This is a genomic window from Alkaliphilus hydrothermalis, assembly GCF_016908555.1.
GTDB lineage: Bacteria > Bacillota > Clostridia > Peptostreptococcales > Natronincolaceae > Alkaliphilus > Alkaliphilus hydrothermalis.
Map to the genome: position 1 here is coordinate 1 of NZ_JAFBEE010000023.1, position 26266 is coordinate 26266.

Sequence of the window (26266 nt, forward strand, 5' to 3'; positions counted from 1 at the left end):
TATTATATTTACGGGGTGCTTGCAATGGATTTTTTCCATTTTTTGCGTGGTTTTTTAACTTCCGTTCTGCTTGATTTTTATTTTACCAAATACATTTGGGTTGGAGTTAAAACTGTTGTCAATAAAATTCTGTTCCGATGGACTAAATCTCTATGTAACCCCATATACCTTTTTATCAAATACTGTAATAAAAAACTAACCAACACCGATAACCAAGCTAATAAGGGGATAAGTCGCTCCAATAAGAAAGAAATTAATTTGGTAACAGTCCCGTCTGACCTATTTGTATAATACATCTCCCCTCCTCCTTTCTGTGAAACATAATAGAAAAAAGCAACCTATCCTTTCCAGTTGCTTCTTCTCAAAAGAATTTAGTTATTCCCCTATTACAATAGGATTAGCCTCATCCATACTCCACTCATACCAACCACCATCATATACACCGATATTCTCCCAACCCATTAAATAGGCTGCAAAAAATGCTTCGCTCGCCCTCCATCCCGTTCCACAATAGAAGTAAGCTCCTTTATCAGGCGTAATACCATAATCTCTCCAAAAGCCATTAATCTCATGATAGTTTCTCATGGTGTTGTTAACATTTCGGAAATCTCCCATATTATAAGCATCACTACCCCCATGGCCCCACACATCACCTTTTATACGACCCTTAGGTGTAATATAACTATATCCACTGGTTTCTCCTATATGCTCCCCCCAGCTTCTTATACTTACGAGCTCAGCCTTTGGATCTAATAATACGTCTTTTGCTTCTTCTAAATCAATTATATATTTCTGATTTGAAGGTATTTCTAATCCAAAGCTTTTTACTGCCTCTGGTACATTGATTCCCGTTTCTTCTTCAAAACCTGCATTTACCCATGCTGCATATCCTCCATTTAAAATACGAACATCTTTAACTCCTGCATATAACATAACAGAAGCTGCCCGTGCAGCAGGAGTCGTGTCTTGTCCATATAATATTACAGTTGTATCATGGGTAATCCCATTGGCTAAAAGCATTGCTTCAATCGCTTCATCCGAGACTCTATTCCAAATTGGTTCCTCTTCTAATAAGTTTGTATCTAAATAGTATGCCCCTGGAATATGCCCCTTGGTATAGTCTGTTGGCTCACCCCAAGCTACCTCAAAAATTTTATATTCATTACCTTCGTAAGTCGATGGTTTTTTGCCTTGAATTAATTGATCAATCCATTCTGGATGAACCAGTTTTTCGAATCTTGCCAATTTGTCCATTGGTAAGCTTTTGTCTGCTGCCCAAGCCGCTAGACCATCTTGATAATTTAGTACATTTTCATATCCCATGTCAACTAAAAGTCTAGCCATTTTTTCACTTTCTTCGCCTTTAGTATCGTATACTACAACAGTCTTTTCGGGAGTGATGCCTTTTTTCTCCAGCAAACCCTTAAGCTCTTCTTCCTTAACAAGTGATGCCCAAGCCATTGGAAAATCAACAGCTCCCTTTATATGACCACCCCTTGCTTCATTCTCCAATTGCCACCCAATATAAGCCGATTCAGGGCGGATATCTACCACAACCACTTTCGTATCATTTATCTTTTCAGCCAGTTCCTCAGTTGTTATAACTCCAATCTTTACGTCCCCTAGTTCATCAGGTACTTCACTGGTTTGGCTAATATTCCCTTTACATCCTACGAAGATTCCTAAGGTCATTAATAAGATAATCCCTAAGATTAATATTTTTCTTTTTGTCATAATCTTCTCCTCCTATATACAATAATTGTTAATTAGGTATAAACACGTTTACATTTTAGCAACTATTAATATATAGTACTAAGCTCCTTAGGTCAATTAGAAATCTTAAATGATAGCATCATGTTCTATAGATATATTTTATAGTAACTTCCTTTGCTAAAATTCCAGTAAGGAATCTAAAGAGCTACTGATTTTCAGAAGGCTAATGGATCACCTAGAAACTATTAACCTAGATACAAATCTTGTGGTGAAATTGAGTAAAAAAGATGCAATCCAATCTATCTTTACTCTTAATTATACTTAAAAAGATGACTCCCGTTAAGTACAGAAATCATCTTCTTAAAACAACATTGACTTTTTAGAATTACATTTACATAATGATTGATTCTTTTAACTACTTAAACTTTAAACCTTAACTCTTATTTTACTACCTCTGCTTCAAAGAATAAGTTTTTTGCACCCCAACTTTGTAAATTTGCATCACTTGGCACTTTTATTCTTACGTTCGGCCAAATAGTTTCACCTGGCTGAATTACCCATCCATTCTCTGTCCAACCTGCATAGTTATAATATATAGAATTATATACTAATAATTTGTCGAATTTTCTTGTCGATTTTAACTTTTATATGTCATATTTCTGCAAATTTCTACAATTTTCTATTTTGGCCTTAGAGTGAGTTCATTTTACTATTGGATATGATTATAAATATTTTAAGCAACACTAATATAGGAATATGCGTCCATTAACTTCTGAGTGTAATCAATCTTTAATATTTGTTTGGTATATGAATGTATACAGTTGCGTATACATGTTAAAGATTAATTAATATCAAATTTTTTTTAGGAGGTTTTTTATAATGGAAGATCAGAAAATTACTTACATGGCTTATTGTCCTAATTGCAATAAAATATTAGATGAGGACGCAAATAGACATTGGCTTGAGGAATACGCTCTCCTTCACTATGAAAATACAGGTCATAGAGTTATTATTGGATATACTCCTACTCCTTCAGAAATCCTATTGAATAATTATAAGTTTAATAAATTTCCCTCGAAACAGTAGTCCGAGGGAATAATTTTATAGCTCCATTATTGGATATCGTATATATCTGAAAACTCGATGCTAATCCTTTCGATATTTTCATTGATGGTCCTATAACTTAGATATACTAACTCATCTGCTTCTTCATCTAAAATAGCAGGAAGTATTACTGTAAACTTACAACCTTTCCCATATTCGCTTTCTACTTGAATACTTCCCCCATGCAATTTAATCAGAGATTGAACTAGAGAAAGTCCTATTCCACTACCTTCATGTTTTCTCGTAAATGACTTGTCTACTTGTCTAAATCTTTCAAATATAATATCTAACTTATTTTGTGGTATCCCTACTCCGGTATCATGCACTGATATTGAGATATGACTTTGCTTGTCCTCAATACTCACCGTAATTGTATCCAATGGCTTAGTAAACTTAATGGCATTCGACAGTAGATTCAGAATAATTCTTTCAATTTGATCAGGGTCACAAGAGATTATCTTTTCTTCTACATCAGTATCAAATATTAAGTCTACAGATTTATTAGCTACATACTCAGCAACCGATCCTGTAATTTGTTCGACTATACTAACTATATTACAGCTTTGAGGATTAACTTGATAAAATCCTGCATCAATTCTTGTTATGTCAATTAAATTATTAGTTAATCGTAAAAGTCTGTAACAATTCTGTTTTAATATATTTAGTTGTTTAGTCGATTTTGTTGTTTCTATATTAAGATATAAATCTTTAAAATTTAATTCAAAAAGCTGTAAAGTCCCTAAAATTACATTCAATGGAGTCCTGAGTTCATGGGAAAGATTTGAGAAGAACTCCGTTTTAAGTTGATCATACTCTAATGCTTCCTTAAGCAACTTCTCTTCTTGTTCAACCTTTGCTTCCAGCTCTAAGTTCCTATAGCCTTCACTTAGATCTCTTACAATAGATAGAATAACCATTTCTTCTTTTAACATAAACAAGTGGGAGTTGACTTCTACGGGTAAAGGTTTATTATCTTTCGTTAGGTAACATATTTCGAAGGTGGCACTATTACTAGAAACAACCTTCTTTTTAATATTACTAAAATCCTCCATCCAGGAAGGCTCAATTAAATCATTAAAAGGCATTTTTAGTAATTCCTTCCTTGTGTAACCCAATAACCTAATGCTGTATTATTGACTTCTATTAGTTTGTTAGGCTGTCCTGTTTCATCAAAGGCATTGACAAAGATCATATCGTTGGCATTGTTGAAAAGCTGTCGATATTTTTCTTCTCTATCTTTGATTATCTCAATCATTTCCTTTTGCTTCGTGATATCTACTAATGTGATAACAACTCCCTTAACAAAATCTTGCTCAGTACGATATGGAGTGACCTTTAATATAAACCAGCTTCCTCTAGTGCTTTGCACTTCCAACTCTTTAGGTATAAAAGAGCCTAATACCTCTTCTGCCTCTTTTGAGAGATCAATATTTTTCAAATTATGGGAGATGTGTTTAATTGGACGGCCAATATCAAAGTCCATAAGGTTTATTTCTTCTTTAATAGTAGGCGTAAATCTTCTTATTAGAAAATCTCGATCTAAAATGATCATGCCAATATTTGTACTTCTAATATAATTATCCATATCATTATTTAGTTCGGTTAATTCTTCAATCTTTATGGCATACTGAGCATTAACAGTGGCCAATTCCTCATTTATTGACTGTATCTCTTCATTAGTACTTTGGAGTTCCTCATTTGATGCCAACAATTCCTCGTTTGCCGATTGTAGTTCTTCATTTGATGTTTCTATTTCTTCAAATGTGTTTTGTAAAGCATCCTTAGTCTCTTTAAGTTCATACTCTAAGTCATTGATTCTATTTTGCATTGACTTCTCTACATGAATTGTATTAATTGTATTAATTGTATTAATTGTATGATTGTTTTGTACTAACTCATGATCTCCTTCCTCTTGTTCTTTTTCTTCTATTATAATCATCATTGTTTCATTGCTTTCACTAAAGGGTCTAACAGTAACATTAATAATTTCCTCCCAATCATTGAAAGAAAACCTTAAATTTTTGTATACAGTTTTTACCTTTTCTTTTTTCGCTCTGTTTATTGCCGTGCCCAATATAAATGATAAGCTTTGGGGTACCATCTTGAAAATATTTAAATCAATAGCTCCATTTGGTAACTGTATGTATTTGTTAATATTCCCACTTGTATGTATTACTTTATGATTTTTATCGATAATAACGCATGGTGGTACATATTCACTAATTAATTTTTGTTGTATCTCTTCCACACTTTTTTTATTTTGCTTTTTCTCTGTTGCAGAGTAATTTGTAATTCTTGTATTAAAAGATTTATCTAGGCTAAGGGCTGTTTGGGAATAATCTAGCAATGTCTGTCTGTTCTTCGAACTGGCTTTAAATACTTTGCATTTTGTATTTATGTTTACAAACAACTCACTTACTTCATCATTAATTGTTTCACTACTACCTAATAGCAAATACCCTCCTTGATTAAGAGCAAAATGGAAATATTTCAAGAGTTTTTTTTGAATAAACGATTGGAAGTAAATAAAGAGATTTCTACAACTAACTAAATCCATTTTATGAAATGGTGGGTCACTTACTATATTATGATTAGAGAAAATTACCATATCCCGAATTTCCTCAATAACTTGGTAGCCATCATTTTTTTTATTAAAGTACTTCTCAAGCCTTCTAATTGGAATGTCTACAGCACAGCTTTGTGGATATATCCCTCGACTTGCAAATTCAATAGAATCGCGATTAACATCTGTAGCAAAAATCTTAACATTGAAGCGTAGATTATGTTCTTCCATATACTCTAAAATTAACATTGCAATGGAGTATACTTCTTCACCTGTAGAACAGCCTGCTATCCATATTCTTAGTGTATTTAGCCTGTTTTTAGTTGAACTAATCTGTGGTATAATTTGTTCCTTCAAGAGATCAAATACTTCTATATCTCTAAAAAACTTAGTTACTCCAATCAGTAGACTCTGATTTAGTTTATGTATTTCGCTTGAGTCTCGATATATATATGCTACATAATCATTTAGATCAGCCATTTGACAAACTTTCATTCTTCGCTCTATGCAACGCAATATAGTATTTTGCTTATAATAAGAAAAATCTATACCTAGTTGTAATTTCAAAAGTCCATAAATGATGTTTAATGCCTCTTCTTCCGTTTGAATTTCATCCTTCTCTGTTCTATTTACGTTTCCTTGAACAATAGAGGGTTGATGTATATATGATAAAAGCTGCTGTCCCATTTCAGAAGGGGGCAACTTATGATCATATATGCCTGTTATAATAATACTCTGGGGCATACTTGGGAACTCCGCTGAATCCTCATCCTGCACCATCACCATCCCCCCAGCTTCTTTAATATCTTTGCTTCCTCTTGTACCATCATTACCAGCACCAGATAATACAACTCCTATTGCCTTGTTTTGAAAATTTTCAGCAAGAGAATTAAAAAAAACATCTATTGCTAGGTTAAGTTTATATTGAGGATTTAATTGGGTAAGGTGCAATTTATTTTCTTTTATGGTCAGTAGCTTATTTGGAGGAATTAAGTAGATTTTACCCGTTTCAACACTCATATCTTCTTGTGCCTCTAAGACTTGCATTGTTGTATATTTTGAAAGTATATCCACCATCATACTTTTATAATCAGGGGATAAATGTTGTACGACAACAAAAGCTATATTATCTGTTACTGGAACATTTTCAAAGAAACTCTTCAATGCTTTTAGTCCCCCAGCTGAAGCACCTATTCCAACTACGTAGTAGTCTTTATTTTCTTTCCTATCCTTTTCTTCAGTTGCCCTATGCCCTTTACCCATTACCATCAGCTTCCTCCTTGTTTAGCAAAAATAAAAAAATAATCCTCAGATATTATCTGTAGATTAATAACGTATACTTCCTAATAACAATTGTTTAACGTTTTATGAGTTCTCTATCAGACACTAAACCTAATTATACCTTAATTATTTGGAATAATCTATACAAAGTCCATTAAATATATATCAGCATCACATTTCCATTTATGCATCGTCCTCTATAGTACCCTCTACCTTTTCCTTAAATATAAATTTTTTACTAATCCTTCCCTCCCTTTCGTTAACGACTTCTCCATCAATAATTTTATATTAACTACAAGTGCGATTACATAAAGACAGCCCCCAGCGCGGGGGCTATCTTTATCATCTTAATTATTTAATTATGCCAGCATAGACTTAATGAACCATAGATTTTTACTGTAGGCAGCAACATGATCTTCAAAAGCTGATACTACCTCAAAATCACCAGCTTAGTCATCTTCATTTTATAACAACTATTATGCAGCAAATAAAATTAAACTAATGCCCATCACAATCATACCGAGGATCATACCATAAATGGATAAGTGGTGATCTCCATATTCCCTTGCTGTTGGTAAAAGTTGATCTAAGGATATAAATACCATGATGCCACCTACTGCTGAAAATACAATGCCGAAAATCGTATCTGTCATGAAGGGAGCTAAAATCAGATAGCCTACTAAAGCTCCAATCGGCTCTGCTATACCTGAATAAAAAGAGTATTTAAAGGCTTTCCATTTATTCCCTGTTGCAAAGAAAATAGGTACAGATACGGCTATCCCCTCAGGGATATTGTGTATTGCAATTGCCACCGCTATACTTAAACCTAGAGCTGGATCTTCTAGGGCTGATATCAATGTTGCAAATCCCTCAGGGAAATTATGGATTGCCACTGCTAAGGCAGTGAACATACCCATCCTGAGTAATTTTTTAAGGTCTTTGTTTTCATTTAATTCTTCATCCCCTTCGTTCGTGCTATTATGGGCCTCTTCAAAAGAAGGAATTAATTTATCAATCAAAGCTATTAAGAACATTCCACCGAAAAAAGCTATCATATTAACCCATAGACCTAAAGGAAATCCCAAATCTGCCACTAATTTATCCTGTGCTTTAACGAAAATTTCTATCATCGAAACATATATCATCACCCCTGCTGAAAACCCAAGGGCAGCTGAAAGAAATCTCTTGTTTGTCTTTTTTGTAAACAAGGCAATGATACTCCCAATTCCAGTAGCCAGGCCAGCAAATAATGTTAAGCTAAATGCAAAAAATAATCCTTCACCCATTTATACAACCTCCTAATATTATTTTTACTTAATAGTAAATTAGTTGCCTTAAGGTAATTTATAAGCCTAATATTAAGATATGAGAAAAATAAAATCTTGCTACCTTTTTCATAAAAAAGCATTTTTTGCATAGGCTTTATTAAGGCATATAAATAGTAAGAGGTGAAATCAATGAATTACAAATCTAATGCTAAATTAACAACCTCCATGGAGGATTACCTTGAGATGATCTATCGTTTGTCTATTAATGATGGTTTTACTAGAATAAATGAGTTAGCTCAACAACTTAGTGTTCAGCCTCCCTCCGTTACTAGAATGATTCAAAAATTAGCCTCTATAGGCCTTGTGGATTATGAAAAATATGGTGTAGTCAGATTGACAGAGGCAGGAAAAAAAAGAGGAAGTTCTTTATTAAAACGTCATAATATTATTATGGAGTTTTTAAAGACAATAGGAGTGACTCTAGGTATTGAAACAGAAACAGAAAAAATTGAACATGCTATAAGCAAAGACACCTTATTGAACATCGTTGATTTTTTAGACTTTCTCGAAAAAAATCCTGATATAATGAAAAAACTCAGAATGTATCAGGAATCTACTATCGACAATAAATGAAAGGTTGTCGATTAAAAATGAATATTGATAGTATATTTAATACTGAATTTATGCTAAAATAAAATGGTATATCTTAAAAAGGAGGACTTATTAATGGATATTACTGGCGTATTAACTGTAGTCGCAATTTCAGGTATCACTATAGCTGGTATCGGTACAGCATTCTATTATTATAAAAAACGTAATCTAGAAAATTTCTTTAATCAAGTACAAGAACACTCAAAGCAAGTTCCAAAACAAAAGAAGCATAGTTTCCAGTTGCTCATGTTTAAAGAGACGCTTTTGGCTGCTAAAAAGAAGAAATCGGACAAATCCTCTTTTGCTGCTAAACTCCAAAATCCAAAATATTTAGAAATTCAATTAATGCAAATGACAAAGATTCTAAAGGACCCTTCCAATGTACAGGATAAAACAATGAAGCAATCTTTGAAATTGCACCAGGATTATCTAGCATGGGAAAAGGCTAAAATTGCAGATGCGAAAAAGGAAGTTGAAGACAAAGCAAAAGCATCCTAGTGGATGTTTTAACCTAATTCTACTTCTATATATAAAACCTCCTATCACTAGGAGGTTTTATCATTTCTCTATAATTGTCAACTACTCTATCGAATACTTACAAGCCTATTTTTAATTACATCATGTTGCACTTTTCATCTACCATGGCTCCACAGCTGACGATACCAGATATTTCTTGATTTGATATGTTAAAACTAGTATTTTCTGTAACGATTTCAGCTATCTGTAATATATACGTGAAGGACTTCCCACAGTTATCGTCTAAGCAATCACAGTAGTTTATTACCAAGGGCTCAGTGGTATCCACATTTTGTACTGTAGTGGGAATCACTTCGGATACCCGATAATTCCATTCATTTAATACAATTAGATTTCCTGTAGGGTTAGACCTTCTAACCAATCGATATACAATACTTAGGACAGGATTAAGATCTTCAAAAGTAAACTCTAAATTTTGAGAATAATTAATGACAACACAGGGGCTTTGTATATCTCCTGTATTCATTTTAACCTCTGCTAAGTCTATTGGTGGCTCGTAAGGGGTTAGTTCGTAGGGTATATCTACTACCCTTACTTTACCACAATTTAAAATAGGCTGACCAGCGTAACCAAACATAATCATCTCCCCCTTCTAACATGATCCCTGTTGATTTTTCCCACAGTAGACTAAAGCTGTCATACTCTTTTGACTAATAGCATAATAGGATTGTTGTGACAGATTTGCCTCTACTATTTCAAATGTATAGGTACAGCTCATGTTAATCTTTGATTTAAAACAATCACAATAATCATACACGATTGGTTCTTTAATATTTGAATTATTAACAAATGCTCTTCTAAAAGGCCACTCTCGTAGAACTTGCCTAGTATAATCTGAACATGTTTTTACTAATCTAAAAGTTAGACTATTGAAGTTTTCTCCCTTTAATATCGAAGTAAGGAAAGCTGAGAAGTCCACCAATACACATTTGTTTACGTTCCTATCAATATCAACCTTTACTTCAGCTAATACAACAGGTGGTGCTTCTCTGCTTAGTTGAAGGGGTAGAACTGGATTAAATACTTTTCCACATTGAACAAAAGGATTACAATCCTTATCACTATCGTAAAGTCCTGTTTTTTTATTATAATATAGTTTATTATAATAGACCTTCTGTCTAGAGAATGTCTTCTTACGCTCCTCTTGGTCATACAAAACATTTGCGATAATACTTTTATTAGTGATATCGTAGTTTCTAACATTGTTTGTTTTAATTTCAACGATTTCGATTCTATAGGTTAGTTTATTGGTGTCATCTTTATCTAAACAATCACAATAGCTAAGCACAGTTGGCTGACTACTAGCTACATTAGAAATCTCCAACGGCAAGGCAGAATCAAATTCAAATTGCCATTCTTGAAGAATTTGAGGATATACTTTTGCTTCTTCTTCTCTGACTAACCTATAAATGATACTCAACTTTGAGTCCAATCCTACAACAGTAAAATTAATAAATTCCGAGAACTTTATTACCACGCATGGTCGTTCAACTTTTACTGTATCAACAAAAACTTCTGCTAAAATGATAGGGGGTTGACTTTGATCTAGCTGGTTAGGCAAGTCTGGCTGAAATACCCTCCCACACTTAACATAAGGTCCATAACAGTCTTTATTCATGTATTTTCCTCCTCACACTATTATGTTATCTCCGATTACAAACAATCATTTTTGATTCCATAGTATGTAGTAGGGATAGTGACTGTTACATATGATATACTACAAATATAAAACCTCCTATCTCTAGGAGGTTCTTTTATAATTAAACAAAGCCATTAATATCTGTCTTTATATTTTGTGTCATGTAAGCTCTTTTACTATTATGATAACGCTCCCTTTTTGACTCTTTGAATCAGATCCTCAACCTTACCTTTGATGATATCCCTCGTTTCTCTAAATCCATCTATTGGTCCACCAGATGGATCTGTCAATCCCCAATCTTCCTCATGTTTACAAGGAACGAATGGGCACACTACTCCACATCCCATAGTAACCAAAATATCAATTTCCTCTGGTATATCTGATAGAAGCTTAGGATAATGCTCTGACATATTTACCCCTGCCTCTTCCATCACTTGAGCTGCCAATGGTTTTACTTCATGGTAGTCTTCTGTTCCTGCTGAATACACCTCCAATACATCTGAACCCAAGTGTTTTGCCCATCCTTCTGCCATTTGAGAACGACAGGAGTTGTGAATACATACAAATGCAACCTTTTTTTTCATTTTGCTAACCTCCAATGATTATATATATTAGTATAATTTTGATATGATTAATTTTTATTTTTCTATCCAGACATCGCTATTACAAAGGCAGCGATCGCCCCGCCTACGATAGAAGACAGAATTGTAGGCACTGACTTTTTTAGACTTGCTCCAGAATAAATCGCACCTGCCAACAATCCGACCCCTGCTGCCCAAGCCTGATCCACCAAAGCACCACTTTGATAAATGAACCCAACACCATGATTTAGAGCCCAAGTTGTTCCTACTATAAAGCCAGCAGCCATCCAACCACCTATTGCTCCCCATGCTTCCACCATTTTACCCCAACACATACTAATTAGAAATGGAAATATAAATGCCCCAACGAATGTAGAAATAGCAAATCCTAACGTCATCCTTCCTTCTCCCTCCAGACATGTATTTATAATGTAATTTGTTATGATTTTTTACTGTCGCTTGCTTCCTTTACTAGATCTTTTTGAATTGCAGCTGCCGAAATCCCTCCTGCAATAGCCCCTAAAGTTACAATCGTTAGGGTAGGAATCGCTTTAACTAAGGGTTCAACACTTCCCCAACGAAATACTGGAATCAGCATACCACACACCCCTATTGCTAGTCCCATATCCACCCATGCACCTTCAGGAGGATTATGAAGAATCCCAATGTGATGATTTAAGAACCACATAGTCCCAATGATAACTAAAGCTGCAAACCATCCTCCTGCGATTCCATAGTCTACAACAAACTTACCCCAGACCCCCATTACAAAAATTCCAGCGATGGCTCCACCTATAATCGTGCTAAAATTTCTCATGTTTTCATCCCCTCTATTGATAACATTAATGAATACATAGATAATTATCTATGATATATTTATACTTGTCAATGTGTTTTTCATACATTTAACATTGTAAATCATATTGTATCAATATTCCCATAATGTATAAGAAAACCCCTAGATAGAAGATAGCTTTAGTTATCTGCTATTTCTACCTAGGAGGTGCTTCTATTTCTCTATTTCTTATTTCATTGTTCTATTGCATTTTATTAATCCAAATTACAACTTACCCAAAATAAGTTTATCGTAGTAATTACCCTCTATAAAATAGTAGTCTTTTAACCGTCCCTCTACGATAAATCCGTTCTTTTCTAAAGCCCTACTTGACCCAGTATTGGCCTCCACCACCTGAGCATGGAGCTTATGCAGATCCATAGTTTCAAATGCAAAATCACTCATCAACTTAATGGCTTCAGTAGCATAGCCTTTTCCCCAGTGATTCTTGTTGAACAGATAGCCAATTTCAGCATGTTTAGCACCATGGTCAAAACCAAAGATCATTGCTGTACCAATCACCTCGTGGGTAGACTTAAGGACTATAGAGGCATATAAATGGTTTCCTGCCGCCTCCCTTCGAACCAGTTCTTCAATATATGCTCGGGTTTCTTCAATATTTTTCATTAGATTCCACCCTATAAACCTCTTAACTTCCATATCCGATGCATAACTATGTACAGCTTCAGTATCATCAGTTGAAATAGGTTTAAAATAAATTAGATCCCCTTCCAATCGGTGAAACAGCTCAAGATTTACCTTTGTGATCATTATCGTATCCCCCTCTGATTAATATATATTATTTTAATCCATTAAGTCTAATAACGTCCAATTCTTCTTTATTGAAAACACCAGTCTCATAAAGCCATAGAAATTCCTCCGAAACACTTCTATGAAAAAACAGTTTATTTAATTCTCTTTCCCCAATTTGCCAGTTGCTTTAGCGCCGGTATCAGATTTTCTCCATTTTCAGTTAGGGCATATTCAACCCTTGGTGGTACTTCCATATATTGTTGACGTTTGATAATATTATTAGCTTCTAGGTCTTTTAACGTCTGAGTCAACATCATATTGGTAATTCCATCTATATTTCTTTTCAATTCATTGTATCTCATAGTTTCAGACTTACTTAAAGCCCAAATAATAGGCAACCTCCACTTTCCACCAATAATTTTTAATGCAAAAGTCAACGGACAATGATCCAAGGAGCTCTTATATACCTTTTTATCCTTCACCATATCACTCCAATACTCAGTTTTTACTTCCTTACTCAGAAAATACTACGTACTTGTTATTATTCTTCTAATTGGTATAATCATATCAAAGTCGCTGGATTAATCAAGTAACTTTGCAAATTCTATCAAATTTTTTAAAGGAGGATTAGTATGAAAATCCATTATGAAGTAATATCTCAAAATGATATAAGTACAATCAAAAATCTATGTAATGAATTAATGGCTTACCAGCAATCCAAAGCCCACATTCATCCCGAGTGGTTTGACAATATGAGTTTTGAAACTAGATTAGCTCCCTCCGTGAAGGGTGCGAAAGAAAACTTTATCATCATTGCTAAGGATGGCGATGTAGTGGTTGGATATGCCTATAGCAATATTACATCCAAGTACATTTACTCTGGTGGTTTTGCAACCCTAGATCCTGTAGATTTCTTTGATTTTGATTCTGTTGAGGGGGAAGATGTAGGTTGTCTTTCTCAGTTCTATATAAAAGACGAGTATCGTGGAGCAGGGATTGGCTCCGTTTTATTCGAAAGGAGTATGGACTGGTTGAAGTCCTTTAATTCCATAAAAGATTTTTTTATTTTTGTATCTAATGGTAATGATGGGGCATTGAAGTTTTATCAAAATAAAGGTTTCAGTGTCAGTCATCAAATTTTGGATGGGTTTATTACGGTGTTGAAGAAAATAAAATAACCACTGTAATATATAACATGCAATTACAGAAAAACACATACCACAGATATATCAATATAACTAAAACCCCCTTTAAGTAGAAGTTCTGTCTAAATCTCCAGTACTTCCACCCTAAGGGGGCTTTCTTATATCAATCTTTTATTTTAGAATTACTTTTGTGGCTTCCAAGAACTTTTTAATGAAACAATTCTGTTGAATATTGGCTTTTCTGATGTTGAATATTTAGTATCCACAGTGAAGTAGCCATGTCTCATAAATTGGAACTTATCCTCTGGTTTAACATCCTTTAAGAATGGCTCTAAATAACATTCCTTTAGAATGATTAGGGATTCTGGATTGATTTTATCATTCCAATTAATTGATTCCTTGGCTGTTACGATCGCTTCCTCTTCTTGATCTGCTGGTATTTCTTCTATCTCTTCTTCACTTTCATCCTTCAGGAGATGATCATAAAGACGTACCTCCGCCTTCACTGCCTCCTGTGCTGATACCCAATGGATGGTGCCTTTTACTTTTCTTCCGGTAAATCCAGTACCACTCTTTGTCTCGGGGTCATAAGTACAACGTAACTCGATCACTTCTCCAGCATCGTTTTTGATTACCTCTTCACATTTGATGAAATAGGCATGCTTTAAACGAACTTCATTACCAGGAAACAACCTAAAGTATTTTTTTGGAGGGTTCTCCATAAAGTCTTCCCTCTCAATATAGATTTCTCTAGAGAAGGGCATTTTTCTACTGCCTAGCGCTGGGTTGTCATTGTTATTCTCAGCATCTAGATATTCCACTTCACCTTCTGGATAGTTGGTGATGATTACCTTTAGAGGATCTAATACCGCCATAACACTAGGTACTTTAGTCTTTAGGTCTTCACGAATACTGTGTTCTAGCATAGCTGTGTCAACAACACTTTCACTCTTGGAAGTCCCGATTTCTCCTAAGAAATGTTTGATGGCTTCTGGAGTATATCCTCTTCTCCTTAATCCCCTTAGGGTTGGTAGACGTGGATCATCCCATCCGTCAACAAATCCGCCACCTACTAGCTCTCTTAGATATCGCTTGCTGGTGACAACTCCCTTTAGGTTCATTCTTCCGAATTCCCTTTGTTTTGGTGGGCTTGGAATCTCCAATTCGTTTAGTACCCATTCATAAAGAGGCCGGTGATCCTTGAATTCAATCGAACATAGGGAGTGGGTGATTCCTTCATAAGCATCCTGTAGTGGATGGGCATAGTCATACATAGGATAGATACACCAAGCATCCCCTGTTCTATAATGATGTTTGTATTGAATACGATAAATAACAGGATCCCTTAGGTTTATATTAGGGGATGACATATCTATTTTAGCCCTTAATACTCTAGATCCTTCTGGATACTTTCCATTCCTCATTCCTTCAAATAGCTCTAGGTTTTCTTCTACTGAACGATCCCTAAAGGGACTGTTCTTCCCAGGCTCTGTTAAGGTTCCTCTATACTCCCGCATTTCTGCAGCGCTTAAATCACATACAAAGGCTTTACCCTTTTTAATTAATGTAATAGCCCCTTGATAAATTTCTTCAAAATAGTCGGACCCATAGAATAAACGATCCTCCCAATCAAAACCCATCCATTGCATATCTTCCTTTATAGAGTTAACATATTCTATGTCTTCCTTAGCAGGATTCGTATCATCAAATCTAAGGTTAAACTTTCCACCAAATCTTTCTGCTATACTATAGCTTATATTGATGGCATAGGCACTTCCGATATGGAGGTAACCGTTTGGTTCGGGGGGAAAACGTGTATGTATATCCCTTTCAAATACTCCCTCTTCAATATCCTTTTCAACTATTCTAGTCAGAAAATTTGAAGGAAGAAGTGTGTTTTCATGTTCTGTTGCCATAAACAATACCTCCTCTGGACATATTAAGCAAAACCCTATGAAGTCACCATTTGTAACTCCTCAGGGTTTGTAGAATCTCCTCATTGTACTTAGCCAGTTCTATTGCTTAATACACTAACTGATTTGTTGATATTCTATATTATATACCGTTATTTGTCAATATATCCACGACAATCTCTTCGTTAAAAAACCTTTAAAATTAACCACATGGGTTACCGAATTTTAAAGACCTCAAACCAATCCTTAATTTGGTCTTTAATTTTTTCCATAACTTCCTTGTCATAGGGTGTATATTTATTTACTCCCCCAAAGACCTGTTCTCCATCCCTAAAGTTTTGTAAGAAGTATCTTTTACTACCCTTGATGGACTCTGCAAGTTGGAGTATATCCTCCACCATTAGTAGTTCTTGACAGACGGTGGTTCGAAATTCGTAGTCGATGCCACTGTTTTGAATTAAATGAATACTTTCTCTAATATCCTCCCCATCCACCATATTCCCCACCACAGAATGATATTTAGCGAGGGGTGCCTTTACATCCATGGCAATATAGTCTACTAACCCTTCTTCTATAAGGCCCTTTAAGACGTAGGGATTGGTGCCATTGGAATCTAATTTTACCAAAAATTCATCTTTTTTAAGTTCTCTTATAAAATCCTTCAAGTCTTTTTGAAGGGTTGGCTCCCCACCTGTGATGCAGACGGCATCTACGAATTTTTTTCTTTTCTTTAAAAAGTTTTGGACTTCTTCTTCCCCTATGGGGGTAGCTCCCGATTTCAACAGATGCCCGTTATGACAAAAGGGGCAACTAAAGTTGCACCCTCCTGTAAAGATAACTGTTGAAATTTTATTAGGGTAGTCTATAAAGGAAGATTTTTCAATTCCTAGAATATTCATTGACTCCCCTCCTTGATTAAACTACGCTTGCCTTTACTTCTTTAACCATTTCGATTTTATTATTTAGACTTACAGTTGGATCAAACTCTAGTCGGTCTTTATATTCTTCTCTTTTCCCTTTGTTCCAAGCCTGAACAGGTCTATGGAAACCAACTACTCTAGTCCAAACCTCTGCTTCTTTACCACATTGTGGGCACTCAAAATGCTCTCCGGAGATATATCCATGATCAGAACAGATTGAGAAGGTTGGCGTTAAGGTAAAATAGGGAATCTCGCTATTTTCCATAATTCTTTGTAGCAACAGTTTGCATGTTTCTACATCATGGATTTCTTCACCAATAAAGCCATGAAGAACTGTTCCTCCTGTATAAAGGGTTTGGAGCTTTTCTTGTAATTCAATGGCTTCAAAAATATCCTTCGTATGCCCCACTGGTAATTGGGTTGAATTTGTATAATAGGGCTCTTCTTCCCCTTGGGTAAAGATTTTAGGATAAACTCTTTTATCCATTCTTGCAAAACGATAGGCAGTTCCTTCTGCTGGGGATGCCTCCAGATTCCAAAGGCTACCTGTTTCCTCTTGGAAAATTGAAATGACTCTATTCATAAATTCCATGATCTCTACTGCAAATTCATTACCTTCTTCTGTCGCAATGTCTTTTCCTAAAAGGTTGATGCAAGCTTCATTCATCCCATTTAATCCAATGGTGGAGAAGTGGTTTTTGAAATACTCTCCTGTGCTGTCCTTTACCCCTTGTAGATAGAATTTAGAATAAGGATATAGTCCAACCTCCATATATCCCTCTAGCATTTCCCTTTTCGCTTCACAAATTTGCTTTGCATACTCCATTAATTCTCGAACTCGTTTTTTGAATTCCTCTGGTGTACTGGAGGTATAACCGATTCTTGCCATATTTAGGGTGACTACATTGATGGAACCTGTTAGGGGATTGGCGCCAAACAGTCCTCCACCTCTTTTTCTAAGCTCACGATTATCGAGTCTCAGTCGACAACACATAGAACGGATGTCCTCTGGTGATAAATCAGAGTTGATGAAGTTTGCAAAATATGGTGTACCAAATCTACGGGTCATTTCCATAATGGAATTTACCACCGGGGAATTCCAAGGGAAATCATTTGTGATATTTACTGTTGGGATTGGGAAGCTAAAGGCTCTACCTGCTCCATCCCCCTCCATCATTACTTCACAGTAGGCTTGGTTGAACATATCCATTTCTTTTTGGAACTCACCATAGGTCTTATCCATTGTTTCACCCCCGATGATTACCTTTTGATTCTTTAGTAGCTGGTGGGGTGTAATATCTAACGTGATATTTGTAAAGGGAGTTTGGAAACCTACTCTAGTTGGTACATTTAGGTTAAATATAAATCTCTGAACTGCTTTTTTAACCTGTTTATAATCCATGTTATCGAAATATATAAATGGTGCTAAATAAGTATCAATACTGGATACTGCTTGTGCTCCTGCTGATTCCCCTTGTAATGTATATAATAAATTTACTAATTGACCTAAGGCCGATTCAAAATGCTTTGGTGGTTTTGATTCAATTTTCCCCGCTGCTCCCCTAAAGCCTTTTCTTAAAAAAGCTTCTAAATCCCAACCGCAGCAATAGGGTGCTAAAAGTCCTAAATCATGTATATGAAGATCCCCTCTAATATGGGCATCCCTTAATTCTTTACTATATATTTTATTTAACCAATACTTTGAAGTAATACTCTCAACAATATGATTATTAAGCCCCTGTAATGAGAATCCCATATTGGCATTTTCATTAACACGCCAATCCTCAAGATTCACGTATTCTTCCACCATTTTTTCTGCATCCATAAAGACATTCTTTACTTCTCTAATCTCTTCATGTCGTCTTCTATATAGGATGTATGCCTTAGCTGTTTTGGCATGGCCTTCTTCAATTAATACCTTCTCCACTAGATCTTGTATATCTTCCACTGAAGGTATACTCGCCCCGTAGGTTTCATTGACGATTTCAATCACAATTTTGGTCAGCTTCACCGCCGCCATTTCATCTTTTCCCCCTACTGATTTAGCCGCTGCAAAAATGGCATCTTTGATTTTACTACTGTTGAAATCAACGATTTCCCCATTTCTCTTTTGTATCTTAGTAACAGCCATCATACCCCTCCTATTGTATTTTTATCTGTGCTATGTACTACATATTGTATATCTTACATGATATGAGGGATAAAACACAAGGGTACTAAGGTCTTATATTAGTCTTCTTTTCTTAAAATTTCTTCCCTATTCTTTCTTATGCTTACTTATTTATTATCTCAAAAAAATAATTAGGGACGTTTCGACAAACGTCCCTTTAAATTAACTCCAAGTTGGTTTATTGAATTTATTTCCGGCTGCTTTAATTCTTTGACCTTCGTCTTCTGATACGATATATGCCTCTACTCCTTGGTGGGCATATTCTTTTACTCTTTTAAGGGCCTCTTCCCTTGTGATTGGGTCAGATAGGCCATTCTCTGTTCTTATCATAAATTTCTGGTTCATAAAAATACCTCCTCTACTATTCTTTTGCTAATGCCTTTTTCGCCATTTCTTTAAAGCTTTCACTTGAACTAGTAGCTCCAGTTACAGCATCAACCTTTTCTACATTCTGCTTTTCAATCAAATCTTGCTCCAATTGTGGATATGCTTCAGGTGCACTCACTCCAGATTTTTCTTTCCATTTTGCATTATATTCTTCATCTTCAGTTTTTAATTGCTCTTCCTCGTTGATTTCATCATAGCTTACTTCTGTAATCTTACCATCTGCTACTGTGATTTCAATGAAGGGCTTCCAACCTCTTTCATCAACTTCCCCTTCCGCTTCATATTTCCCATCTTCGAAGCCAACTGGATCGGGATCCGGGTCTGGTGCTGGTGCAGGAGCAGGTGATGGATCTGGTGTTGGATCTTCAGCAGGCTGACAACCCACTCCCATCATCAAAATCATAGCAACAACTAAGATTAAGGATAGTAATCTACTTTTTCTCATGTGTATCCCCTCCGTAAGTATTTTTGCAAAATAATTTATTTGCTTGATACTATTTTGGATAATAAATACCACCTCTATTCATGAAATTACCTTAGAAGTGGTGGTATAAAAGTTTTCATTAGATTTTTTTAAAAAATAAATCACTTAAAGGGCTTTTGTATAGAAGTATTAGAAAAAAATAAATTTTTTATCTTTAAAACTAATTCCCCCCATGCAAAAGATGACAGCAAAATAACATATGACACCTATTCCTACAGCCAGTAGAGTACTTATAGCTTCAATCCCTATCAAGAGTTGACCATAGTAGAAGGTTAGCTTCACCCCCATCGTCATCATAATCACTGCAATAATAGGGATCATTACCATTTCTTTTATTTCCACCTTAAATCTAACCATCTTTCTTACCTCATAAAAATTCAGAAACATAATAACAATATATCCACAGATGGTACCAATCACCGTTCCAATAATATTTAGATAGGTTACCAAAAGCATATTACTGACAATCATTTTCACAACAACCCCAACTATAAGATTTCTTACTGGAATAAACACCCTATTCATTCCCTGAAGTATACTGGTTAAGGTTTGCGCAAGTGAAATGAAAACGACATTGATAGCTAAGAATCTCAAAATCTCTCCCCCTGCTTCAGCCTTTCCCCACAAAAGATGAACAATTTCTTGAGACAACAGGGAGAGGCCTACAGCTGCTGGCAAAGCAATGATAATCGTAGTTCTGATACCTGCTGATATTTTTTCCTGCAATTCAACCCGTCTGTTACCACTAAATGATTCTGAAATAGCAGGCACCAAACTGGCTGCCATAGCCATACTAAAGGTCAAGGGTACATTCATCAGGGTAACTGCTTTTCCTGTAAGACGACCATATAGAATTGTGGCACCCTCCACTGTAAAACCACTATTAATTAACTTCGAGTGAACGATAATGGAATCAATCAACCCCATAATGGAGCTTAATACCGCTCCAATCGTAATGGGAAGTGCCAACCAAGAAAGTCTTTTGATGATGTGCCAAGTTTTTTCTTCTATCAAAGGGGCTTTGATTTTACCACTTTCCCCTCTATTAAACCTCCAATAGTATATCAGCATTACCAGCATTCCCAAAATCCCCCCTGCTGTTGCACCAAAGGAAGCGGCACCAGCGGCATAACCAACTCCTTTATCCACTACAAAATATGCCAAACCAACGCCTATGACCACCCTCCCCACCTGTTCTGCTATCTGGGACAAGGCGGTGGGAAGCATAAATTGCATTCCTTGAAAGTATCCTCTAAATGACGACATCACGGAAACAAAAAACGGAGCAAATGCCAACCCAACAATGGAATGATAAGCCTCCTGTGGCCAATCCAGTAGTTGAATAATATAAGGGGCGGTGAAATATAAAAATAACGAAGTAAATATTCCTATTGTAAATAGCATAAAAAAAGAAACCTTAAAGACCCTCTTTGCCCCATAGTGATCATTGACGGCTAATTTCTCTGAAATCACCTTTGATATGGCAGCGGGAAAACCAATGAGGGAAACCCCTAAAAGAACCGTATAAATGGGATATGGCAAACCAAATAATCCCATCCCTTCGTCGTGGATCAATCTTTGGAGAGGAATCTTAAAAAATACTCCCAAGAATTTTGCAAATAAACCGGCAAAGGCTAAAATAAAGGCCCCTTTCAAGAATTTATTGTTAGACATAAAAAAATCTCCTTCTTAAATAAACTTTTAATTATGTATATTCCAACACCAATGTCCTTTATGATTTTGCTTTACAACCTTTACAAAATTTCTACATTTTTTACTTCTCATCAAAAAAACAGTTCGATAGATGGTATACTCCCAACTAAAGAACTGTTTTTTGTTAATGATTAATTTTGCTAATTTTAGTATATCTCAGAAAAATTCTACTCGTCATTTTTAATTTTTTTCCAATGATAAACCCAGAATATGCCCCCTACCACCATAGCCGAAGCATGTGAAGCCAGTTGTCTTGCGTGATTTGCTCTAGCTCTTTCCTTTTCTTGTTCCACAAATTTTTCATATCGTGCTTCAACTTCTTCCTCTGTCAGTTCATCCGCTTGATCCTTCCCTTCTAGCCCACGATAACTAAATCTTTCGGAATAATCCTCTAAGGTCATATAATAATGCCCAGTATCCAATGCTAGATCCACCACCCGTTGAATCGTAAAGATTGTTCCAAAAATAAAAATAATCAAAGTAATGAGGCAAACTAAGTAAAGATAGACACTTCTTAAGTTAAAGTTTCTTGCCATAATAATAACCCCTCCCATAACAACTAGAATAATTAAAAGACCTAGTATCATCACCATAATACTCAAATGGTAATCACCTACCTATATTTCTATTTAATATCAACGACTATAGTGTAATTTTACACTATAAATTACTTTTTATCAATATATTTTCAATAAAAGTTGATATTTTTTTTAAAAACTACTCCATATCCTTCCAATTACAATTCACCCATCAGTTTATTTCTTAAATATTGTGGTATTATATAAGGGTAATCCTTAGATAATCGAGGGGAGTGTAGGTATAAATATGACCAAAATACATACTACTATTAAAGATTTTAAACACGAACTAATTACTTCATTGCAAAAATTTATCCAAATTAACAGTGTTGAGGCTCCTCCACTGGATGACAAGCCCTTTGGGGAAGGGGTAGATGAAGCCCTCCATTATGTATTAGCTTTAGGGGAAAAAATGGGCTTTAAAACCAAGTATCATGAAGGCTATTATGGTTACATAGAAATGGGTTCTGGTGAAGAATTAATTGGTCTGCTAGCCCACCTTGATGTGGTGCCTACTGGTGACCCTACCCAGTGGACCTATCCACCCTTTAAAGGGGAAATCCACCATAACCGTATCTATGGACGGGGTGCCATTGACGATAAGGGACCATTAATTGCCACCCTATATGCTATGAAGGCTATTAAAGACTCTGGTGTTCCTTTAAATAAAAGGGTTCGTTTGATCCTTGGTACAAATGAGGAAACCCGCTGGCAGGGGATTAATAAATATAAAGAACTTGAAGAACCCCCCCACTATGGCTTTACTCCAGATTCTGATTTTCCTTTAATCAATGCCGAGAAGGGTCTACTGGAGGCTAAGCTCTCCATGAATGAAGGTGCTACCTTTATCCTTAAGGGTGGAGTTGCCCTCAACAGTGTGGCGGATTATTGTCAATATCGTGGTAAAGGCGCTTTTAATGAATTAGACGAAAATGAATCAATTAAGTTGCAGTTGAATGGAGATATTGTAGAAATTTACTTCCATGGTAAGTCTGTCCATTCAGCAAAAAGCTGGAAGGGATTAAATGCCATTGGTCTAGCAGGTAAAACCCTCCACCAACAGGGAATCCATACAAGATTAATCGATTTCATTGCTCAAGAGATTGGTCTAGACCCCCATGGCACCAATATATTTGGTGATTTTATGGACGTGGTATCTGGAAAAATTACTATTAATATGGGGAAGGTAATCATTGACTTTGATAAACAGGAACTATATTTAGACATCCGTTACCCAGTCACTAAAACTAAAGAGGAAGTCGTTTCTCTTCTGTTGGATAAGGCTGACCAATATAAACTTAACTTTGAGGAATTGGACCATCTTCCTTCTTTATATGTACCAGAGAACCATTTCCTAGTGGATATCTTAAAATCTGTCTATACTAGAGAAACAAATTTTGATGCAACCCCGATCACAACCGGTGGTGCCACCTACGCAAGGGCATTTGAAAATTTTGTAGCCTTTGGAGCACTATTCCCAGGTGAAGAAAAATCGGCCCATCAGATAGACGAATATATTGATATTGATTCTTTGATGAAGTGTTGTATTATTTATACAGAGACGATTGCAGAATTTCTTAGACGATAAATATTAAATGTTTCTCTAAAAAAATAAAGGTGATGTGAAGACCCCACATCACCTTTACTTTTTGAGAATTGATTAGTCAGCCGCATTGGTGATGGTAACCACCATACTAACTTCTCCTGCATGTTTTGCTTGATTAAATAGGCTCTTTAAGCTATTCCATACTTCCTCATCATTCCCTTGAATATGGGTGTCCATAGAACCTACATTGTAGCTAACTCTTTGGTTTTGCAAAGTACTAATAGAGTCATTGATTACTTGAGTAGCATTATTTGTTTTTAATGGATATAGGGCCACTTCTGCATGTATTCTCATGGAAAAACCTCCTCTATACTTAATGGATTACATTACGAATATAGTATGGATTTTCTCGGCTTTCTTTATCCGATTATTTAAAATATCTATAATTGGAAAACAACCTATTACTTGGTATCAGGAGTGTTTTCATTAAAAAAACCTTACTCCATTTTAGCAATGAAATAAGGTTTTATACTTAACATTTTGGAATTGGGATTTAGATTAATATTATATTTTAACAGGCTTTACTGAGTCCTTGATATTTTTCTTAATTTTAGTAGTCAAGTATACACCAAATACAATTAGTAACCCACTCAAAATACTAATAGGAGTAATGTTCTCCTTTAGAATAATTACTGATAAAATCATTGAAAAAACAGGTACTAAGTTAATAAAAATGGCAGTCCTACTGGGTCCAATTTCTTTGATGGCGGTTTGCTGTACCAGATAACCAATTGTGGATGGAAAAATCGCCATATACAAAACGCCACCCCAACCTAACATAGTGGTATTTCCTAGGTAACTGCTTGGATTTTCAAGAATAGCAAAGGGCAAAGTAAATAAGGTGCATAGGATAAAGCTGTAGGTGGTTAGAATTAACGGAGAATATTTGGTCATAACGCTACGGCTGATAATGGAATAAATCGCCCAACAAGTAACACCCATAAGCATTAAAATATCCCCCTTGTTAAAGGCGAAGTTTCTTAGTACTGAAATTTCTCCCCTTGAAATGGTCATAACAACCCCTGCTAAAGCAATCAATATTCCTGTTATTCTGGTAATCCCCATTTTTTCCTTCAGAAATACCACTGCCATAAGGGTTGTTAGCAACGGATTGGTGGCGGCAATCATTGAAGCATTTACAGCTGTAGTGTATTTTAAAGCCATAAAGAATAGAATATGGTATCCCACCATACCTATTAGCCCTAACAAAATCATTACAGGATAGTCTTCCTTCTTCAATCGCCAGTCCCGTTTTTCATATTTAACCATTACTACAAAAATCATAATAGAGGCAAAGAAGAATCTCAGAAAGGTTAGAGAAAAGGGAGGAAATTCCTTTACTGCCAACTTGCCTCCAATAAAGGCTCCTGCCCAAAAGATTGAAGATAATGTCATGAGTGCAATGGTTTTATAATGTCTTGATTCTTCCTTCATTTAATTGTCATCCCCTTTGTTTAACGCTAGTCTATACCATAACTGGTGGGTCATCTTCTTGCTTGAAGGCAACTGTATCTGGGGCATCTAGAAACGATACCTTACCAGTAAAACCTAAAGTCTGTAGCCGCTTCTTCAACAGTTCTTTTCCTAACTCCATTTCATTTGAGAAACCAGAATTGTACATCCTTACTTCTGTTTCGTTCTTGGCAGACTGTTTATTGACTAATCCCATTTGTTGTAGTGTCCTTGCCACATGCTTTGCTGTGCCATAATTTCCATCAACTAACTTGATGCTCTCCCCTACCACCTTTGTAAGGAGATCTCTAATAAAAATATAATGGGTACAGCCTAAAACGATGGAACTTACCTTAGATAAATCTATGGAGTCAAATAGTTGTCTTAGATAGGCTTCTAATTCAGCCCCTTCTTCCCCTTTAGATTCTATTATTTCTACTAGTCCTGGACAGGGAAGTTTTATAATATCATTGTGGTCTTCAAACTGTCTAATCAGATTTGCAAATTTCTCTTCCTTTAGGGTCACTGGAGTTGCCATCACCACAATGCTACCTTGGGATGCCCCCTCTACAGCAGGTTTAAGGGCGGGTTCCATTCCAATTACGGAAATTTGTAATTTTTGCCTGAGCTCCCTTACAGCTGCACTGGTGGCGGTATTACAGGCAACAACTAAAATCTTTATCCCTTTTTTAATTAAGAATTCTGCGATTTCAAAGGATCGGACTTTTACTTCCTCCGTCTCTTTAATACCATAGGGGGCATTTCCTGAGTCTCCATAGTAAATATACTTTTCATTGGGCAGTATTTGGATTAAATCAGCCAACACACTGATGCCACCAACTCCTGAATCAAAGACACCTATCGGTTCAGTAGCTGAATTTTTCATGTTTACCACCATTCCTTTAATCATTTAATATATTTATATTAACATAAAATAACGTTAATGGGCCACATAATTAGTAGCCCAATTGGA

At 35.6% G+C, this 26266-nt stretch carries 27 protein-coding genes; 5 read left to right on the forward strand and 22 right to left on the reverse strand.

Features of this window, described 5'->3' with window-relative positions:
* Window positions 1-77 precede the first annotated feature (77 nt).
* Both JOC73_RS12825 and JOC73_RS12830 read right to left on the reverse strand, forming a co-directional pair.
* The gene (locus tag JOC73_RS12825; protein ID WP_204403879.1) at window positions 78-296 is read right to left on the reverse strand and encodes a hypothetical protein; all 219 of its coding nucleotides are present in this window, start codon (window positions 294-296) and stop codon (window positions 78-80) included.
* A 79-nt stretch (window positions 297-375) separates the two neighbouring features.
* Complete coding sequence (locus JOC73_RS12830; protein WP_207755113.1) at window positions 376-1734, reverse strand: rhodanese-like domain-containing protein; 1359 nt, start codon at window positions 1732-1734, stop codon at window positions 376-378.
* Window positions 1735-2592: 858 nt separating this feature from the next.
* On the opposite strand from JOC73_RS12830, the gene JOC73_RS12835 reads away from it, so the two are divergent.
* Window positions 2593-2799: a hypothetical protein gene (locus tag JOC73_RS12835; protein WP_204403881.1), complete on the forward strand. Its 207-nt coding sequence runs from the start codon at window positions 2593-2595 to the stop codon at window positions 2797-2799.
* 26 nt (window positions 2800-2825) lie between these two features.
* Here the strand turns inward: JOC73_RS12835 and JOC73_RS12840 are convergent, their stop codons facing one another.
* The 3 genes from JOC73_RS12840 to zupT form a co-directional block, all read right to left on the reverse strand.
* Entirely contained in the window at window positions 2826-3902 is a 1077-nt protein-coding gene (locus JOC73_RS12840) for a sensor histidine kinase (RefSeq protein ID WP_204403883.1), read from the reverse strand.
* 2 nt (window positions 3903-3904) lie between these two features.
* A complete protein-coding gene (locus JOC73_RS12845; RefSeq protein ID WP_204403885.1) occupies window positions 3905-6649 on the reverse strand; it encodes a chemotaxis protein CheB in 2745 nt (914 codons plus the stop codon).
* A 488-nt stretch (window positions 6650-7137) separates the two neighbouring features.
* Window positions 7138-7947 (reverse strand): zinc transporter ZupT, encoded by an 810-nt coding sequence (zupT, locus tag JOC73_RS12850; RefSeq protein WP_204403887.1) that lies wholly within the window; start codon window positions 7945-7947, stop codon window positions 7138-7140.
* Window positions 7948-8118: 171 nt separating this feature from the next.
* On the opposite strand from zupT, the gene JOC73_RS12855 reads away from it, so the two are divergent.
* The gene (locus JOC73_RS12855; protein ID WP_204403888.1) at window positions 8119-8562 is read left to right on the forward strand and encodes a metal-dependent transcriptional regulator; all 444 of its coding nucleotides are present in this window, start codon (window positions 8119-8121) and stop codon (window positions 8560-8562) included.
* A 93-nt stretch (window positions 8563-8655) separates the two neighbouring features.
* Window positions 8656-9078, forward strand: coding sequence for a hypothetical protein (locus JOC73_RS12860; RefSeq protein ID WP_204403890.1), 423 nt, complete (start codon window positions 8656-8658; stop codon window positions 9076-9078).
* Between the two features lie 115 nt (window positions 9079-9193).
* Here JOC73_RS12860 and JOC73_RS12865 read toward each other — a convergent pair whose 3' ends face one another.
* From JOC73_RS12865 to JOC73_RS12895, 7 genes are all read right to left on the reverse strand, one after another.
* Window positions 9194-9694, reverse strand: a complete 501-nt coding sequence (locus JOC73_RS12865) for a DUF4489 domain-containing protein (protein ID WP_204403892.1) — start codon at window positions 9692-9694, stop codon at window positions 9194-9196.
* Window positions 9695-9709: 15 nt separating this feature from the next.
* Window positions 9710-10735 carry a DUF4489 domain-containing protein gene (locus tag JOC73_RS12870; RefSeq protein ID WP_204403894.1) on the reverse strand — a complete coding sequence of 342 codons (1026 nt, stop codon included), beginning with the start codon at window positions 10733-10735 and terminating at the stop codon, window positions 9710-9712.
* Between the two features lie 200 nt (window positions 10736-10935).
* Window positions 10936-11340, reverse strand: a complete 405-nt coding sequence (locus tag JOC73_RS12875) for an arsenate reductase ArsC (protein WP_204403896.1) — start codon at window positions 11338-11340, stop codon at window positions 10936-10938.
* Window positions 11341-11402: 62 nt separating this feature from the next.
* Complete coding sequence (locus JOC73_RS12880; RefSeq protein ID WP_204403898.1) at window positions 11403-11735, reverse strand: Lin0368 family putative glycerol transporter subunit; 333 nt, start codon at window positions 11733-11735, stop codon at window positions 11403-11405.
* A 41-nt stretch (window positions 11736-11776) separates the two neighbouring features.
* Window positions 11777-12154 carry a Lin0368 family putative glycerol transporter subunit gene (locus tag JOC73_RS12885; RefSeq protein ID WP_204403900.1) on the reverse strand — a complete coding sequence of 126 codons (378 nt, stop codon included), beginning with the start codon at window positions 12152-12154 and terminating at the stop codon, window positions 11777-11779.
* Window positions 12155-12397: 243 nt separating this feature from the next.
* Window positions 12398-12943: a GNAT family N-acetyltransferase gene (locus JOC73_RS12890; RefSeq protein ID WP_204403902.1), complete on the reverse strand. Its 546-nt coding sequence runs from the start codon at window positions 12941-12943 to the stop codon at window positions 12398-12400.
* A gap of 134 nt (window positions 12944-13077) precedes the next feature.
* Window positions 13078-13407 (reverse strand): winged helix-turn-helix transcriptional regulator, encoded by a 330-nt coding sequence (locus JOC73_RS12895; RefSeq protein ID WP_330613201.1) that lies wholly within the window; start codon window positions 13405-13407, stop codon window positions 13078-13080.
* A 150-nt stretch (window positions 13408-13557) separates the two neighbouring features.
* On the opposite strand from JOC73_RS12895, the gene JOC73_RS12900 reads away from it, so the two are divergent.
* On the forward strand, window positions 13558-14103 hold the full coding sequence (locus JOC73_RS12900; protein WP_204403906.1) for a GNAT family N-acetyltransferase: 546 nt from the start codon (window positions 13558-13560) through the stop codon (window positions 14101-14103).
* A 149-nt stretch (window positions 14104-14252) separates the two neighbouring features.
* Here JOC73_RS12900 and JOC73_RS12905 read toward each other — a convergent pair whose 3' ends face one another.
* From JOC73_RS12905 to JOC73_RS12935, 7 genes are all read right to left on the reverse strand, one after another.
* Window positions 14253-15986 carry a glutamine--tRNA ligase/YqeY domain fusion protein gene (locus JOC73_RS12905; RefSeq protein WP_204403908.1) on the reverse strand — a complete coding sequence of 578 codons (1734 nt, stop codon included), beginning with the start codon at window positions 15984-15986 and terminating at the stop codon, window positions 14253-14255.
* A gap of 212 nt (window positions 15987-16198) precedes the next feature.
* Window positions 16199-16882 (reverse strand): anaerobic ribonucleoside-triphosphate reductase activating protein, encoded by a 684-nt coding sequence (locus JOC73_RS12910; protein ID WP_204403910.1) that lies wholly within the window; start codon window positions 16880-16882, stop codon window positions 16199-16201.
* A 16-nt stretch (window positions 16883-16898) separates the two neighbouring features.
* The gene (locus tag JOC73_RS12915; RefSeq protein ID WP_204403912.1) at window positions 16899-19034 is read right to left on the reverse strand and encodes a ribonucleoside triphosphate reductase; all 2136 of its coding nucleotides are present in this window, start codon (window positions 19032-19034) and stop codon (window positions 16899-16901) included.
* Window positions 19035-19235: 201 nt separating this feature from the next.
* Window positions 19236-19418, reverse strand: coding sequence for a hypothetical protein (locus JOC73_RS12920; RefSeq protein WP_204403914.1), 183 nt, complete (start codon window positions 19416-19418; stop codon window positions 19236-19238).
* 16 nt (window positions 19419-19434) lie between these two features.
* On the reverse strand, window positions 19435-19905 hold the full coding sequence (locus tag JOC73_RS12925) for an FMN-binding protein (RefSeq protein WP_204403916.1): 471 nt from the start codon (window positions 19903-19905) through the stop codon (window positions 19435-19437).
* A gap of 168 nt (window positions 19906-20073) precedes the next feature.
* Window positions 20074-21618: a putative polysaccharide biosynthesis protein gene (locus JOC73_RS12930; protein WP_204403918.1), complete on the reverse strand. Its 1545-nt coding sequence runs from the start codon at window positions 21616-21618 to the stop codon at window positions 20074-20076.
* 206 nt (window positions 21619-21824) lie between these two features.
* Window positions 21825-22193 (reverse strand): hypothetical protein, encoded by a 369-nt coding sequence (locus JOC73_RS12935; protein ID WP_204403920.1) that lies wholly within the window; start codon window positions 22191-22193, stop codon window positions 21825-21827.
* Window positions 22194-22482: 289 nt separating this feature from the next.
* On the opposite strand from JOC73_RS12935, the gene JOC73_RS12940 reads away from it, so the two are divergent.
* Complete coding sequence (locus JOC73_RS12940) at window positions 22483-23823, forward strand: Sapep family Mn(2+)-dependent dipeptidase (protein ID WP_204403922.1); 1341 nt, start codon at window positions 22483-22485, stop codon at window positions 23821-23823.
* A gap of 72 nt (window positions 23824-23895) precedes the next feature.
* Here JOC73_RS12940 and JOC73_RS12945 read toward each other — a convergent pair whose 3' ends face one another.
* From JOC73_RS12945 to murI, 3 genes are all read right to left on the reverse strand, one after another.
* Window positions 23896-24135: a YkoF family thiamine/hydroxymethylpyrimidine-binding protein gene (locus JOC73_RS12945; protein ID WP_204403924.1), complete on the reverse strand. Its 240-nt coding sequence runs from the start codon at window positions 24133-24135 to the stop codon at window positions 23896-23898.
* A gap of 210 nt (window positions 24136-24345) precedes the next feature.
* Window positions 24346-25275, reverse strand: coding sequence for a DMT family transporter (locus JOC73_RS12950; protein WP_204403926.1), 930 nt, complete (start codon window positions 25273-25275; stop codon window positions 24346-24348).
* Between the two features lie 31 nt (window positions 25276-25306).
* The gene (gene murI, locus JOC73_RS12955) at window positions 25307-26179 is read right to left on the reverse strand and encodes a glutamate racemase (protein ID WP_243427973.1); all 873 of its coding nucleotides are present in this window, start codon (window positions 26177-26179) and stop codon (window positions 25307-25309) included.
* Window positions 26180-26266 lie beyond the last annotated feature (87 nt).